Origin of the sequence: Roseivirga spongicola, from assembly GCF_034376045.1 — a bacterium.
GTDB classification, from domain to species: Bacteria; Bacteroidota; Bacteroidia; order Cytophagales; family Cyclobacteriaceae; genus Roseivirga; species Roseivirga spongicola.
The window spans coordinates 2676926-2692480 of sequence record NZ_CP139724.1 but is presented as its reverse complement, the minus strand read 5'-3'; the positions used below and the strand labels follow the sequence as shown (position 1 = coordinate 2692480).

Sequence of the window (15555 nt, the reverse complement as noted above, 5' to 3'; positions counted from 1 at the left end):
CTAAGCATGAAAAAACTACTCGCTCTCCTACTATTTATTGGCAGTCTCAATCTACAAGCACAGGTAAACCAATCTGAGGTTAATGACTTCATTTCTGATTATGCCAAAAAGAACAACATAAGTGAGAGTGAAGTAAAAGACATCTTAGATGCTGCTGAATTTCAGCAAGACATCATTGATAAAATTAGCAAGCCTGCGGAAGGCACAATGACCTGGGAGCGTTACCGCAAAATATTTATAACCGAAGAGAGAGCTCAGGCCGGGGTTGAGTTTTGGAAGGAACACAAGGAAACAGTAGCTAAGGTTGCACAAGAAACTGGTGTGAATGAAGAAATCATTATGGGCATTATTGGGGTTGAGACTTACTTTGGACGAATTAAGGGAAACTACAAAGTACTGGATGCACTTTATACGCTTGGGTTTGGCTATCCTAAAAGAGGTAAATTCTTCCGGTCAGAACTCGCGAAATACCTAGAACTCACTTCTAAGGAAAAACTAGACCCAAAAGAGATCAAAGGTTCTTATGCTGGAGCCATGGGTTACTCTCAGTTTATGCCGAGCAGCTACTTAGCCTACGCCAAAAGCTTCGATGAAGGCGGAACTGCAGACCTCATCAATGACCCTACTGATGCTATTGCAAGTGTTGCCAATTACTTAAAAGTTCACCGTTGGAAGAAAGGCGAACCCGTTGCAGCCACAGCAACCTTCAGCAGAAAAGTAACCAACTTGAATAAGCAATCTCTGAAGCCTAAAAACAAGCTTTCTGATTATACAGCACTGGGTATTCAACCCGGCATTGAGGCATCTGGCAACACTCCTGCAACCCTGGTAATCCTGGATATGGAAGAAGGAAAAGAACACTGGTACGGTTTCGATAATTTTTATGTCATCACACGCTATAATCATAGCCCAATGTATGCCATGGCTGTTTTTCAGCTAGCTGAAAAAATGAAGGAGATGATGAACTGATAAGCTTTTTGATTAAATTAAGATTATGTCAACAGACGAAAGAAAATTGGAGATAATCAGAAAAGTAAGCTCTGATATAGACGAGCCTACACTTGATGCAATCGAATATTTATTATCAACCCCTTCCGATATCCCAGAACCTATACTGAGAATTATAGAACAAGCTATGGCAGAAGAACCTTTAGAAGAGTACACATCCGCTAAAAGTGTTATTAAGTAGAGAGAAACGCAATGAAAGTCAAATGGACATACACTGCGAAAAAATCTCTCAACCAAGTTTATGAATTTTTAATTGACGTTTGGGGAAACCATGTAGCCGACCATTTTTTACAGCTGGTAGATGCAAGAATCAGTTCTCTGGCCAAAAGGCCTGAGATTGGGAAAAAACACCTTAATCGTGACTTTAGATCTATATTAATCCACAAGCATATTCGGCTCTTTTACCATATTGGAAATTCAGAAATAGTTCTTCTTACCTTTTGGGACAATCGACAGGATCCTGTCAGATTTTCAGAAGCCCTTATAAAAAAGAAGCCCTAATTGACTTAGGGCTTCCGGATAGAAAACACTTTTATGCTAAATTTATCTCAAACCAAAAACTAATCAGGCATTTGTAAGTGTTTTGTCTTTTGTATCAAGTGATGAACTTGTTCTTCTGTAACGATCTGTTTTCCAACTTCATTTAATTCCTCTAATAATAATTCAGCCAATCGCTCTTCGCACCAAGCATCCTTTTGTTTTTGTTGGAATGATTTGAGGTAATCATTTAACATACTTCGGCAGGTGTCTTCCACATGAAAAACCACACCGCTAATGGTGACTTTGTCTTGGCTGCTCATCGCTTCGGGATAATATATTGGTTGGAAAAACATTCTAACTACACTTTATTCTTTAGACTCAACTTGCTCAGAATGGTTACTGACTTACAGTTGTTTAATATATAGATGATGCCTAAGGCCGAAATGTTGCATTGCCTAGCAACTTTAGCACTGGTTAAACTTGCTTAACACTTCTTCACCTAGTTCTTCTTAAAATAAATATCTGAAGTTACTGTCTCTAGCGACACATACTTCCCACCCTTGCCTAAGTTGCCTTTTACTTCATGTGAGCTGATTAAAGGCAAGCCTCTATCTTCCTTCATCTGAAAGTTGTGATTAGTATAAATACCGCCATTTACGGTTTTTATTTCCACCTCTGCACCCTGACTCTCGGGCCATTCTAGCTCTATATCACCAGTGACAGTTTTGGCATATAGCTCTTTGTAAGTGCCTGCAATGAATAAATCACCAATTACAGATTCTACATCTAATTCAGCATCGGCAGGAAGCTTCACTTCCACTACAACATCCAAGCAAATTCTATTTTGCTTCCCATTTCTGCCCCAACTCATGGCTTTTTCATCATCGCAACTGTAGTAACCACCGTCTTCTAACTTTTTGTCGTCCAACTCTACTTTTAGACGAATGCGATTTGAACCCTCATCGAGAGAGACTTGCAGCAGATCATTCAAATCACCATCGTTGATGGAGTATTTTACCACTACCCCCACTTGCTTTTCAGCCCAATTACTGATGGTAATCTTATCTACCAATTCAGCATCAATATCTACACGCTGATTGTTAAAGCTCACTTTCTTCTCAAATAACTCGCTTTGAGCCTGCACAAAAGAACAAGCCATCACGAATAACGCAGTTAGAATAGTCTTCATATCAGTTCTTTCTAAGGAAAACATTACCATATTCCGACTGCACCTTTACTGAGTTCACCCCACTGCCATTATCTATTTCAGCTACCAAGCTTTTACCCAGCATATCATCTCCAGCTACAGACACCTTAGAAGAAAGGTTGGAGAATATCTGACCCCAACTGGTTGAAGCATACAAATTCTTCAATGCCGATTCTTTAATCATGATATCAGCTCCGCCATATTTTGCATAAACATTCAGTTGCTTGGGAGCAGACAACACCTCTACCATTCCGTATTTAGCATCAATTTCTACGAGGGCATTTTCAGGAAGAAACACCTCTAATAAAACCTCAATCTCAGTTCCATTGTAATAGGTTTTAGAACCCTTTCCTATCTTATAGGTAGATCCATCCCTGCTAACTATAATCGACTCATTTTCATCAGAATCACTTTGAACTGAAACATAGTTTTGTTTATAGCTATCAAGATTTTTCAGTTCTGATGAAATTGTCAGCTGACCTGAATTCCTTGTAGGAGACAGCACAAAATCTTCTGACCCATCTTGCCCATTGATTAACACTTTGGCTACTATTTGCACTTCTTGCTTATCCCAAGTACTCACCTTTACCAATTCAGGATATTCGAATTTTAGCGAGAGCTTTTCCGTATTGGCTAATGGATAATTCTTTTCGACTTGCTGTGCTAAAGAAAGGCTAGCGCACAGAAAAAGAAGTAAAAGTGTGGTGATGTTTTTCATGATATTTGAGTTAAGATGAAAAATCCCCAGCGCTGACCTAACACTGGGGATTCTAGATTTATTTCTTTCTGAGATAGACGTTGTCGTAAGAGGCTTTAATCTCTAAATCAACACCGCCCCCATTGAGAGTTCCTTGAATAGTAGAGCTAATCTTCTTCATATCTCCATTTTTGGAGAACTCTATATCCATATCCGAATAGGCCTCACCGTAAGGGGTTTTTACCACAATGTTAGCCTTTGTATTAGCCGGTAGGGTTACATCCACATCGTCATAAACCGAAACGAGTGAAGTTGGACCAACTTGGCTGAGAGAAGAAAATTTAGCCACAATGGTACCATAAACCGTATTAACCAATGCAGGGCCAGTTACCTCTTCCATGTATACATCGTTATATCTACCTGAAATCTCTAGCTCAGATGAAACACCGTATACCTCAATCTTTTCGCCTTCATATTGCCCTGTATGCTCAATCTGTACCTTCATTCCCTTAGGCACTTTAATTTTGAACATACCATCTTCTCTGCGAGCTGCCTGAAATATGGTCACACTACTACCTTCAGAAGTTACATTCAAACCAATACCTGTATTATCTTCTCCTCGAGCACTTAGAGGCTTTAGGCCCTCAGCTCTTTCTGGTCGCCCACCTTTGTTACTAGTTTCTATCTGAATCTCGTTACCATCGTAAGCCTCTACCCTTACATTATTGACCTCTTTTACATGGAGTGTCTTACCCGATGGGTTTGAAACCGCCAACTTATAATCTTGAGCTTGAGCGCTCATTAAACTGATGGCTACTAAAGTCATTACCATCATTACTTTGTTCAATCTATTCATTTTCATTGTTTTACTTTTTTGCCCCGAGTTTCGGGATGAGTTTTAAACTTTTGGACCGTCCTTATTTTTTAATTATTAATTACATTTCTTTTAGTTTGAAGATGCCTAGATAGGCTTCATCCTTAACTTCTTTGAGCACACCCTCCTCTTCAGTTAGTTTTTCTAGCGATTGAATAGCCGAGCTTTCGTCCAACCCAATCAGCGCATCGATGATTGCTATTTGAACTGCTGGTTCAGATTCCTCAAGCAAGGCTCCACTGAGCAGCTCAAGTACTTCTTGTTTACTACCCGTCTTAACCAGTGCCTCTACCGCTTTGGTACGCACATGCATGTTCGGATCGTTTTTCATTACAGCTTCCAGTGTCAGAATCATTTCTTTATTAGACTTCTTTACTCCAGAAACATTACTCACAGCTTGCAGCCTTCCACTAGCAGAACTACTCTGCAACTGACTTTTTAGTGTTGCCAACTCCTGCTGCATTAGCTTAACTTCTTCATTGGTAGAAAACCGACCTCCTACCCAAAACCCCACCATTATTAATGCTACGGCAGCCGCTACACGGTATGTCCAAGTGAGTACAGTAGAACGCTTAGGCTCCATCACTACCACCCTAGATTGTTCTTCTCGAGCATCAAGCTTTGCAAAGAGGTCGTCATCAGAAAAGTTATTAGAACTAACTTTCTTCAGCGTTTCACTCATAAGAAACTGATCTTGATAAGACTTCAATTCAGCGGGAATATCTTCTCCTTGAAAGAAAACTTGGAGTTGCTTTTCCTCTTCCAGAGAAGTCTCCCCGTTGAAATACTTTTCGATCAGAATTTCTATGTCTTTATTGCTGTTCATAATCTGCTACTTTTAAATAGGCCTCTCTAGCTGCTTTTCTTGCCCTAGAAAGCCCAACTCTAATATTATTGACCTGAAGGCCGGTCTGCTCTGCTATTTCCTCGTAACTATAGCCTTCTAAATCTCTCAGTGTAATTAGCAGTCTTTGCTGTTCAGGCAATTCCTGAAAAGACCTAATCATCACCTGCATACTCTCACTCAGCTCAAGTCTCTTGTATGGACTTTCAAAACCCGAATCGACTTCAAGCTCTTGTACATCGAGATGATATTTGTGCTTTTTACTTTTGAGTTTATCGAAACACCTGTTCTTGGTGACTGTCACCGCAAAAGCTTCTACACTTCTGTATTCTTTAAGCTGCCCTCGTTTATCCCAGAGCCTTACCATTACATCTTGAAGCGCATCTTCAGCTTCTTCGGCAGACTTTAGCAAATGCACTGCTATTCTGAAAAGTCTATCCTTTAGTGGTAAAACCTTAGTTTTAAATTCTTGCAACTCCATTCAGTTCTATAGACGAGATGATACAACAGTCATTACAGGCGATGAAAAATTATTTCGAAAACACATCGCAACACAAACACATCTACCTGATTATCAAAAGATAAGGTTTATAAAATATTTGAGATTATTTTCGCTTTAGGAATAGCTATGTTTTTCATCCTCTCTAAAATACTCGCTTTTTTCGTTCGACCTTTAACTTGGATTATTGGTCTATTTCTGGTCTCTGTTCTATGGAAGAATAAGAAATGGAGGAAGCGTTGCTTTTGGCTAGCCCTCGGCCTTCTCACACTTTTTTCTAATCAATACATTGCGAATAGGGTAATGCTTTGGTGGGAATATGAGCCAGTCCCGTTCTCGGAAATCGGAAATTACGATGTTGCGATTGTTTTTTCTGGAGTAACTAAAGGCAGTAAAACCCCAAGAGATAGGGTGTATTTTAATAATGGAGCCGATAGAATTACCCACACACTCCAGCTCTACAAAGAAGGAAAAGTAAAACACATTTTAGTAAGTGGTGGACTGGGTTTTGAACAAGTAGAAAACAGCAGAGCAGCAGACAGACTGAAGTCGTTCTTAATGCTGGCAGGAGTTCCAGACACAGTAATAACAGTAGAGCCAGATGCAGTCAACACTCATGAAAATGCAGTAAAGACAGCAGAGATATTAAGGAGAGACTTTGCAGGTCAGAAATATCTACTAGTTACTTCAGCCTTCCACATGAAGCGATCTAGGTTATGCCTTGAGAAAGAAGGCATAACCTTTGACACTTTTCCTGCTGGCTATTTGACAGATAGACCAACTCTCAATTTTGATGATGTAATAATACCAAGAGCCAACGCCATAGATAAATGGGAAATACTTTTTAAAGAATGGGTTGGCTTGGCTACGTATAAACTTATGGGCTACATTTAGTCAATTACGATCGTCTTTTTATTGACAAATTCTCGAATTCCTAAATGTGACAACTCTCTGCCGTAGCCAGATTTTTTAATACCACCGAAAGGTAATCTCGGGTCAGACGCCACCATTGAGTTGATAAACATAGCGCCTGTTTCTACTTTTCTAGCGACCTCTAATGCTTGGTCCTTATCTTCAGACCAAACCGAACCTCCGAGACCAAAGCGAGAATCGTTCGCGACCTTAATAGCCTCTTCCATATCCTTAACTTTGATAACAGAAGCTACAGGACCAAACATCTCTTCTTCATAAGCAGGCTGACCTGGCTGAACATTGGCTAAAATAGTCGGCTGAAAGAATGCTCCTTCACCCTCTACCCTTTGACCACCCAATACAACTTCAGCTCCATTTTCTACAGATTCTTCTACTTGCTTCAGCAAATCATCGGCAAACTTTTTAGAAGCCATAGGACCGCAATTGGTAGTTTTTAGGCTTGGATCTGCTGGTTGATAGGTTTTCATATACGCCACAAATTTGGCCAAGAATTCTTCATAAATTCTTTCAACCACAATAAAGCGCTTTGCGGCTATACAGCTCTGACCACAATTAATCATTCGTGCTTTTGCAGCCGTGCGAGCCGTCTTTTCTAAGTCCGCCTCTGACAACACAATGAATGGATCGCTCCCACCTAATTCTAATACTGAGATTTTGATATTGCGGCCAGCAGATTCGGCAACTTTTGAACCAGCGATTTCACTCCCTGTGAGGGTTATCGCCTTAATTCTATCATCATCTATTAGTGCTTCTACCTTATCAGAGCCTATCAATAAACTTTGAAAGACCCCTACAGGAAAACCAGATTCGATAAACGCCTTTTCAATAGCTTGTGAGCATTGAGGTACATTAGATGCATGCTTCAAAACACCTGTATTTCCAGCCATTAGAGTAGGTGCTGCAAATCTAAAAACTTGCCATAGAGGAAAATTCCAAGGCATAACAGCCAGAATACATCCTAACGGTTCATAGCTAATAAAAGCCTTACTAGCATCGCTTTCCAAAAGTTCGTCCTTTAGAAATTTTTCAGCATTATCTGCATAATACTCGCATACCCATTCACACTTTTCTACTTCAGAAACTCCCTCTGAGGCTATCTTCCCCATTTCCAAAGTCATAAGACTTGCTAGGTGTTCTTTATTGTCTTTAAGGTATTTAGCTAATGATTTAAAAAGCTTAGACCGATAGGAAAATGACTCTTTAGACCATGTATGAAAAGCGCCATCAGCTCTTTCTACTGCCGATTGCACATAGTTTTCGGAATGTTCATCGAATTCTGCTTCGACTTTATTATTAAACGGATTAGTTGATTTAAATGCCATAACTATAAAAGTACCGAGCGGACTTATTTGTTACGACTAAGAAGAGAAATTTAAAACACTATTACATCTACGCCTTCTAGAACCTTCACTAGATCTACCACCTCTTTCATTCTTAGGAAATAGAAAATATTCTTCCCCTCTCTCTTACTACCGAGGATGCCTTTCATTTTCATATTGGCCAAGTGGTGGGAAGTTAAGGACTGCTCCAAGCCTAAATAGGCCGTAATGTCATTTACAGACATTTTCTCATGCTCGTTCAGCAAATCTATAATGCCGACACGCATGGGATGAGCAATTGTTTTTAAAACAAAAGCAATTTTCTCAACTCTATCATGATCAAGTTGCTCTTCCATTAGGATAGGTTTGTTTATCAAATATATGAACATACGTTCATATTAAAAAACACTAGCCAGATTATTTAGCACACTCTTTCAAACCTAGCTACAACGTAAAACGAAAAGAGGCCAGCAAAAATCTTTGCCAGCCCCTATTATTTTAAACCAGACTATTCTTATCTGAAGATTATTTCAATCTCAACTCTTCTATTGGCAGCTCTCCCCTCTCTTGTGCTGTTATCAGCAACTGGATTAGCAATTCCATATCCGTCCGAAGATATTCTAGAAGCATCAATTCCTTGATCTACAATATACTTCTTCACTGAATTGGCTCTTCTCTTAGAAAGCTCCAAGTTGGAAGCCGCATTACCAGTATTATCTGTGTAACCACTCAATTTAATATTGAAGTTATTCTCTTTCATTAATTGAACTACCTGATTCAATGACTCAAAAGAGCTAGGCCTCAATACATCACTACCAGAGTTGAACTGGATATTCTTAACCGCCAGATCCAAAACCTGCTGAACCTCTTCTTGCACTTCTGGGCAACCACCATTGGATGCCAAACCATACGTTTCAGGACACTGGTCTTCGCTGTCTTTAACACCGTCTTTGTCTTTATCTGGACAACCATTAAGGGTTCCAGCAACTGAAGGACACTCATCTTCACTATCTTTTACACCATCGCCATCTCTGTCTGGACAACCATTCAAAGTACCTGCAACTGTAGGACACTCATCTTCTGAATCTTGAATACCGTCACCGTCAGTATCAGGACAACCATTAAATTTGGCTATACCAGCCACACTAGGACAAGCATCTTCGCTATCTTTAATTCCATCACCATCGGCATCAGGACATCCATTTAAGGTTCCTGCTTCGGTAGGACATTGATCGTCTTTATCTAAAACACCATCACCATCAGTATCTGGCCACGGACAACCCTTATTTTCAACTGGGCCCGCAACGTTAGGACAAGCATCTTCTTTATTTAAAACACCATCTCCATCAGAATCTCTTTTACCTCCAAGAGAGAAAGAAACACCTACAGTATACTGCATGTAATTAGGCGCTTGCTCAATGCTCTTTTTGTAAGATGCCATAGCTTCAATACTAGCACCTTCGGTTACTTTGAATTCTAGACCAGCACCAAGTGGCATATGACTTCTTAATCCATCCTCAAACTGAGTGTAGAATCCGCGAATATTGCTGAATGAAGTAACGCCATAGCCAGCAAACACAAAAGGAGCAACCTTAGATTCTTCCTTCAGCAAATACCCATTGGCCAATTTGTAGACCAACCTTAAGTCTACATCGAAAACGTTAGCTTCAAAAATATCTTCATGGCTCAACTTGCCATAGGAAGTTCCAAACTCCACATCCAAACTGCTATTAAGGTATCTATCTACACCTACTCTAAAACCAGAGTTATCTAAATCTCCGAAGTCGAATAAACTCTCGTAGTAACGGTAGCTGAACTTATTGTTAGAGTAGTTAATATCGATCCACCACGGATCGTCTGAGGTTTGTGCATTCATTGATGAAGCGACCACAACCATCGCAAAAAGTAGTACTAGTTTTTTCATGTCTTGTTGTTGATTAATGTGTGCGAAATAGTCAAATAATTGGCCAAGCTTTCCCTTAACCACTTAAAAGCAATATAATTAAATAAAATCTAAGTTTTACAATATAAAATTTAAGAAACGATGAAAATTTAAATAGGAATAAGTCTTGAGAACGGAAAAGATTCCCAATCTTGGACACATGAAGATTGGATTGATTTCCGACACCCACGGCAACCTCGATGAAAGAGTTTTCCACCACTTTAAAAACTGTGATGAAATATGGCATGCGGGAGACATTGGCGAAAATGACGTACTCAAAAGACTTCAGTCTTTTAAACCCACCCAAGCTGTATTCGGCAACATCGATAGCCATCAAATGCAAAAAGAGTTACCAGAATTTCTGGTAATGGAAAATGAATCTGTAAAAACCCTAATGATTCATATTGGTGGCAAACCCAAAAAGTATGCAAAAGGAGTTAAGGACCTGATTAAAAAACACCAACCCAAACTATTCATTTGCGGCCACAGCCACATATTAAAAGTTATGATGGATCAAGAACTAGGCACCCTATACATGAATCCTGGCGCAGCAGGAAAACATGGCTTTCACCAAATGAGAACACTCCTTCGTTTCGACTTAGAAGCAGGTTCTATAAAAAATCTAGAGGTAATTGAACTTGGCAAAAGAGCTCAAGCATAAAAAAAGTCCTGATGTAAATCAGGACTCTCTATCAATATCTTAGACTGATTACTCAGCAGAATCTTCTTTTTTCTCCTCTTTCTTAGCAGCAGCTTTCTTTTCAGCTTTTGGCTCTTCTGCTTTCTCAGCTTTTGGAGCAGCCTTTTTAGCCTCAGCCTTAGGAGCTTCCTCTTTCTTTGCTTTAGCAGCTCTTTTAGGCTCCTCAGTTTTGAAAGAAGCTTTTAACTCTTCTTTATCTACGTTTTTCAAAACTGGCTTAGCCGTCAATTGCTTAATTGAATTTTGTCTTTCAGCAGCTCTCTGCTTATTTCTTCTGCCTTTTCTCTTTAATCTTGTAACTCCCATGATTAAGACCTTATTTCTGAATGAGGGCACAAAGATACTGGTTTAATATTGATTTGCGAATATTTCTACAAATAAAACTTTCGAATTTTCCTTTTTGAAGCACAAATTCTTTCGAATGAAAGGATTGGTTTTACTAGTTTTGGCAAAAATTGAGAGATATGGCTCAAAAACCTTCATTACCAAAAGGCACTAGAGACTTCGGTCCAGAACAGATGTTCAAGCGCAATTACATTATTGATACTATCAAGGATGTATTTAGAAAGTATGGCTTTATGCCTCTTGAAACGCCAGCTATGGAAAACCTTTCTGTACTGACAGGCAAGTATGGCGATGAAGGAGATCAGTTATTGTTTAGAGTATTGAACTCAGGAGATTTCTTGAGCAAAGTAAATGATGACGATTATGCCGAAGGATATAAATCGCTAAGTCCTAAAATCACGGAAAAAGGTCTTAAATACGATTTAACCGTTCCGTTTGCTCGATACGTAGTAATGAATCAAACGGAAGTAACTTTTCCATTTAAACGATACCAGATTCAACCAGTATGGAGGGCCGATCGTCCTCAGAAAGGAAGGTATAGAGAGTTTTACCAATGCGATGCAGACATAGTAGGCACTAATTCACTGGTATGTGAAGCAGAACTATTAGCGATGGTTCAAGAGGTGTATAAAAAACTCACATTCGATGCTTACCAAATTGCCATTAGCAACAGAAAAGTGCTCGAGGGTATTGCTGAAGTTTGCGGTGCAAAAGAGGAATTCAGCCGTTTCTGTGTGATACTAGACAAGCTGGATAAGATCGGAAAAGAAAAGGTCTTTTCAGAACTAGAAAGCATTGGAGTTAATGAAGCTGGCCTAAAAACGCTAGACTCTATATTATCTTTAACTGGTCATAACATAAGCAAATTAGATGTGCTTGCAGAGATATTCGGCACATCAGAAATTGGTCAGAATGGTATTTCTGAGGTTAAAGAGACACTTGACAACCTTAGCCTTCTGGGCTTTTTAACAGACAAAGTATCGGTAGACTTTACATTAGCAAGAGGTCTCTCCTATTACACCGGAATGATCTATGAAGTAAAGCCAACTACGGTAAAAATGGGCACTATAACTGCCGGAGGGCGCTACGACAACCTTACTGGAGTATTTGGACTGCAGGGTATTTCTGGAGTTGGCGTTTCTTTCGGAATTGATCGTATTTACGACACTCTAGAAGAGCTGAACCTCTTCCCTATTTCCGAAGCCAAATACTCCAAAGTATTGCTTGTTCCATTCGATGAAGAAGCTCAAAGACACTCCCTTCAGTTACTTTGTCAGCTCAGAAATGCGGGCATTGCCTCTGAAGTATATCCAGAACCTGCTAAAATGAAAAAACAGTTAGGCTATGCAGATAAAAAAGGCATACCATTCGTTTTATTAATAGGCTCTGAAGAAATAAAACAACAACGTTATACCTTGAAGTATATGGAAACTGGTAATCAAGATATGTTCACAATAGAAGATGTTATTACCAACTTGCAAGAAGAACTATAGGCTTTGGTTAATATATAACTTTCAGACTAGCCTAGCGTTTATCGAGTATTGCTATGCCCAAAAAACAACTCATTTCTAGGTTAACAAGCATCCTAATCGCAACTTTTTTTTTGACGCTTTGCCATCATAATCTAAAGTCTCAGAATAGAAGTACGGATGGCGATTTTGAAACAGATTTTATCATTGGGTGCGGTCCATTTCCCATTAGCATTCAAAACAAGTTTAGTGGAACAATTGGTTCTGCGCAGTATATTTTTGATAACACCATTGATCCCAGCACATGCCCTAACTACAAAACAGACCCGAGCTGCTTCAATGGCACCCTTACAGCTAATAACAGTTTTACCTATAACACCCCTGGTACATACTACGCCATACAGATTTTAGGAACAGCAACGGTACCTAGAGTAGATTATATTAGAATAGATGTCTTGGACTATTCTAACCCACCTGCCGTAACAGTCAATAATTGCCAAGGCAATAGCTTTGAGTTGATCTTTGATAAAAACAGTGACCCATACGATTTTTACAGCATCAATTTTCAGGATGGCCCAGGAAACACCATTGACATCCAAAACTGGAATGGAGACACTCCTTACTCCTACACTTTCTCAAACCCTGGGAGCTACAATCTTAGCATTAGAGGACATTTTAATAACGGCACTTCCTCTAGCTGCGTATCACCTCCTTACGTTGTTTCAGCATTTCAGACTCTTCCTACTCCAGAAATCACCTCACTGGAAGTTCTAGATGGCTCAAAAATCAACCTCACCTACAATCGATTAGCCAAAGGATTAAAATACGAACTACTAGCCAACGATGGAACTGGGCTAAGGTCAGTCGCTCAGATTAATCCTAATACTTACAATGAGGAATTCACCTTCGAAGATCCTGGCTTCAATTTTTCTCAATCTCCTTACGCTTTTCAACTCTTAGTCACCGATGACTGTGGATCATCAAACCAAACCTCTAAAACAGCCTATTCCATTGCCTCTCGATTAACGAATGAAAACATCTCAGATCAATTTACATATGATATTCAATGGTCTACCTTCCAAGAAAACTTCACCGAAATCAACCTAATTTCAGGTACTTCATTATTAAACTCGTACAATACTCATCAAAGTAGTACTACCATTAGTTTAGACAACTGCAACTCAATAGTTGAAGTAAAATTCCAAAGAACTGATGACGGGATTGTCTCAACAGGCATCTTAATGAAGCCATTTGAGTCGACCTCAATACTCCTTCCCTCCCCTCCTCCCAATGTAGCATCTATTAGAGGTTCCCTCGTAGAACTAACTCTCCCACCCACCCACTTCCCCTTAGGAGAGTATATTGTTTATAGGAAAGATACTGGCCCAGATTTTCAAGAAGTATTTAGAACCGCATCTGCGAATTACACAGACACCACCATCCCTAGCGGAACAAGTGAAGTTTGCTACAGAATAGCTTATATGGACGAATGTGGGAATCAATCTGAGGTTTCTACAGAAAGTTGCTTAGTACTGTCTACCTCTTTGGGAGTGCCGAACGCCTTTAGCCCAAATGGAGATCAGATTAACGATGAATTCAAGATAAGCGAAGGTATTTATGCAAACTTTAAAATGGCAATCTTCAACAGGTGGGGAACCCTGATTTACTACAGCACCGATCCTGCCAAAGGATGGAATGGAGACTATGAGGGCCAACCCGCAAGAAGTGGAACTTATCTTTATCAGATTTCATTTCAGAATGCAGACAATCTGCTGATTACAAAATCGGGTAGTTTTGTTTTAATTCGATAGTTTTGGAGAAAATTGAGCAGCTATGTTTGATATGATGAAAATGATGGGCAAGGTGAAGGAGATGCAAGCCAAGATGAAGGAAGCCCAAGAGAAGCTAGAGTTTATAGAAGAAACTGGTGAAGCCGGAGCTGGTATGGTGAAAGCTGTAGTTAATGGGAAGAAAAGCGTTATCTCAATTGATATCGATGAAAGCCTTCTGAGCAAAGACGATAAAGAGATGCTACAAGACCTGACCGTTGCCGCCATCAACAATGCTATGGAAAAGGCAGACGCTCGCGCAAAAGAAGAAATAAAGAAAAGCACCGATGGGCTTATGCCCAATATCCCTGGCATGGACTTGGGCAACTTATTTTAATGGAGAAACTATCCATTGTTCTCCTCAACTTTAATGGGAGAAATCACCTAGAAACTTTTTTACCTTCTGTGGTTGAATATAGTCAACCTCACAGCATCTATGTGGTTGACAATGGCTCTTCAGATAATTCTGTACAGTTTGTTAAGGAGCACTTCCCAACAGTAAAACTCATCTGTTTTGATCAGAATTATGGGTTTTGTGAAGGTTACAATAAGGCCCTCCCTTTAATTGAATCAGAATACACCGTTTTATTAAATACGGATGTAGAAGTTAGCTCTAACTGGACAGCCCCTCTATTAAAACTAGCTGAAACTGACAAAGAAATTAAAGCCATTCAGCCAAAAATTCTAGACTACAAAAACAAAACACGTTTTGAATATGCAGGAGCCGCAGGCGGCTTCTTAGACCTAATGGGGTACCCCTTTTGCCGGGGCAGAATATTCGAAACCCTAGAAGAAGACCAGAACCAATATCCAGATTCTAGAAGTATTTTCTGGGCTTCTGGCAGCTGTTTATTTATCCATAGAAACACCTATCTAGAACTAGGGGGTCTTGATTCAGACTTTTTCGCCCACATGGAAGAAATAGACCTTTGTTGGCGAATTTGGAACTCAGGAGGCAGAGTAGTTTACTGTCCAGACAGCACTATTTTCCACCTAGGCGGTGGTACACTTAACAAGTCGAAGCCGAAAAAAACTTACCTTAATTTCAGAAACGGATTAAGCTTGATAATAAAGAACGAAAGTGCTTTAGCCCTGCTTTGGAAGTTGCCATTAAGAATACTTCTAGATTGGTCTGCATTACTCAAATTTTCCTTGCAAAGTGGTCCTCAACATGGAATAGCCATTCTTCATGCACATTTAAGCACGCTAGTGAATTTACCGAAGACTTGGAAAAAAAGAATAAAAGCCCCTTCACCCGGAAAAAACATTCCGTATTACAAAGGGTTCATAGCTTGGCAGTACTTTGTAAAAGGTAAGAAAACCTTTGATCAACTCTAATCAGATCAATTATACCAAACCGGGTTCTGTCTCCTTCTTAGGTGTTTGCGAATATTAATTACATAAGCTAG

19 protein-coding genes are annotated in these 15555 nt (G+C 39.6%); 9 read left to right on the top strand and 10 right to left on the bottom strand.

Going from position 1 to position 15555, the window contains the following annotated elements; genetic code table 11:
- Positions 1–6: 6 nt before the first annotated feature.
- From mltB to T7867_RS19675, 3 genes are read left to right on the top strand one after another with little or no spacing between them, the layout of a single operon-like run.
- The gene (gene mltB / locus T7867_RS11980) at positions 7–969 is read left to right on the top strand and encodes a lytic murein transglycosylase B (RefSeq protein WP_068224894.1); all 963 of its coding nucleotides are present in this window, start codon (positions 7–9) and stop codon (positions 967–969) included.
- 25 nt (positions 970–994) lie between these two features.
- Entirely contained in the window at positions 995–1189 is a 195-nt protein-coding gene (locus T7867_RS11975) for a hypothetical protein (protein WP_068224892.1), read from the top strand.
- Positions 1190–1200: 11 nt separating this feature from the next.
- Complete coding sequence (locus T7867_RS19675; protein WP_068224890.1) at positions 1201–1509, top strand: type II toxin-antitoxin system RelE/ParE family toxin; 309 nt, start codon at positions 1201–1203, stop codon at positions 1507–1509.
- A 59-nt stretch (positions 1510–1568) separates the two neighbouring features.
- On the opposite strand, the gene T7867_RS11970 is transcribed toward T7867_RS19675, so the two are convergent.
- From T7867_RS11970 to T7867_RS11945, 6 genes are all read right to left on the bottom strand, one after another.
- Positions 1569–1841, bottom strand: coding sequence for a hypothetical protein (locus T7867_RS11970; RefSeq protein WP_157717727.1), 273 nt, complete (start codon positions 1839–1841; stop codon positions 1569–1571).
- Between the two features lie 146 nt (positions 1842–1987).
- Complete coding sequence (locus T7867_RS11965; RefSeq protein ID WP_068224887.1) at positions 1988–2677, bottom strand: DUF4097 family beta strand repeat-containing protein; 690 nt, start codon at positions 2675–2677, stop codon at positions 1988–1990.
- 1 nt (position 2678) lies between these two features.
- Positions 2679–3413: a hypothetical protein gene (locus T7867_RS11960; RefSeq protein ID WP_068224885.1), complete on the bottom strand. Its 735-nt coding sequence runs from the start codon at positions 3411–3413 to the stop codon at positions 2679–2681.
- A gap of 58 nt (positions 3414–3471) precedes the next feature.
- On the bottom strand, positions 3472–4248 hold the full coding sequence (locus tag T7867_RS11955) for a DUF4097 family beta strand repeat-containing protein (protein ID WP_157717726.1): 777 nt from the start codon (positions 4246–4248) through the stop codon (positions 3472–3474).
- A 79-nt stretch (positions 4249–4327) separates the two neighbouring features.
- The gene (locus tag T7867_RS11950; RefSeq protein WP_068224879.1) at positions 4328–5092 is read right to left on the bottom strand and encodes a HEAT repeat domain-containing protein; all 765 of its coding nucleotides are present in this window, start codon (positions 5090–5092) and stop codon (positions 4328–4330) included.
- A complete protein-coding gene (locus tag T7867_RS11945; RefSeq protein WP_068224877.1) occupies positions 5079–5591 on the bottom strand; it encodes an RNA polymerase sigma factor in 513 nt (170 codons plus the stop codon). The genes T7867_RS11950 and T7867_RS11945 overlap by 14 nt, the downstream gene beginning before the upstream one ends.
- Before the next feature lie 147 nt (positions 5592–5738).
- Here T7867_RS11945 and T7867_RS11940 point away from each other — a divergent pair, with 147 nt between their 5' ends.
- The gene (locus tag T7867_RS11940) at positions 5739–6503 is read left to right on the top strand and encodes a YdcF family protein (protein WP_068224875.1); all 765 of its coding nucleotides are present in this window, start codon (positions 5739–5741) and stop codon (positions 6501–6503) included.
- On the opposite strand, the gene T7867_RS11935 is transcribed toward T7867_RS11940, so the two are convergent.
- The 3 genes from T7867_RS11935 to T7867_RS11925 all read right to left on the bottom strand — a co-directional run bounded on the left by T7867_RS11935 (position 6500) and on the right by T7867_RS11925 (position 9785).
- Positions 6500–7864 (bottom strand): NAD-dependent succinate-semialdehyde dehydrogenase, encoded by a 1365-nt coding sequence (locus T7867_RS11935; RefSeq protein ID WP_068224873.1) that lies wholly within the window; start codon positions 7862–7864, stop codon positions 6500–6502. The two genes, T7867_RS11940 and T7867_RS11935, sit on opposite strands and share 4 nt — an antisense overlap.
- Positions 7865–7914: 50 nt before the next feature.
- Positions 7915–8217, bottom strand: a complete 303-nt coding sequence (locus tag T7867_RS11930; protein WP_068224871.1) for an ArsR/SmtB family transcription factor — start codon at positions 8215–8217, stop codon at positions 7915–7917.
- Positions 8218–8375: 158 nt separating this feature from the next.
- Positions 8376–9785 (bottom strand): OmpA family protein, encoded by a 1410-nt coding sequence (locus T7867_RS11925; protein WP_157717725.1) that lies wholly within the window; start codon positions 9783–9785, stop codon positions 8376–8378.
- A gap of 178 nt (positions 9786–9963) precedes the next feature.
- Here T7867_RS11925 and T7867_RS11920 point away from each other — a divergent pair, with 178 nt between their 5' ends.
- Complete coding sequence (locus T7867_RS11920) at positions 9964–10464, top strand: metallophosphoesterase family protein (protein ID WP_068224867.1); 501 nt, start codon at positions 9964–9966, stop codon at positions 10462–10464.
- 48 nt (positions 10465–10512) lie between these two features.
- On the opposite strand, the gene T7867_RS11915 is transcribed toward T7867_RS11920, so the two are convergent.
- Complete coding sequence (locus T7867_RS11915; protein WP_068224865.1) at positions 10513–10809, bottom strand: hypothetical protein; 297 nt, start codon at positions 10807–10809, stop codon at positions 10513–10515.
- Positions 10810–10967: 158 nt separating this feature from the next.
- On the opposite strand from T7867_RS11915, the gene hisS reads away from it, so the two are divergent.
- Genes hisS through T7867_RS11895 form a run of 4 tightly spaced genes read left to right on the top strand, consistent with a single transcriptional unit; the run spans position 10968 to position 15484 of the window.
- Positions 10968–12341: a histidine--tRNA ligase gene (hisS, locus tag T7867_RS11910; RefSeq protein WP_068224863.1), complete on the top strand. Its 1374-nt coding sequence runs from the start codon at positions 10968–10970 to the stop codon at positions 12339–12341.
- Positions 12342–12394: 53 nt separating this feature from the next.
- Complete coding sequence (locus tag T7867_RS11905) at positions 12395–14128, top strand: gliding motility-associated C-terminal domain-containing protein (protein WP_068224861.1); 1734 nt, start codon at positions 12395–12397, stop codon at positions 14126–14128.
- 22 nt (positions 14129–14150) lie between these two features.
- Entirely contained in the window at positions 14151–14483 is a 333-nt protein-coding gene (locus T7867_RS11900) for a YbaB/EbfC family nucleoid-associated protein (protein ID WP_068224859.1), read from the top strand.
- Positions 14483–15484 (top strand): glycosyltransferase family 2 protein, encoded by a 1002-nt coding sequence (locus T7867_RS11895; RefSeq protein ID WP_068224857.1) that lies wholly within the window; start codon positions 14483–14485, stop codon positions 15482–15484. Before T7867_RS11900 ends, T7867_RS11895 begins: the two co-directional genes overlap by 1 nt.
- The last annotated feature ends 71 nt before the right edge of the window (positions 15485–15555 follow it).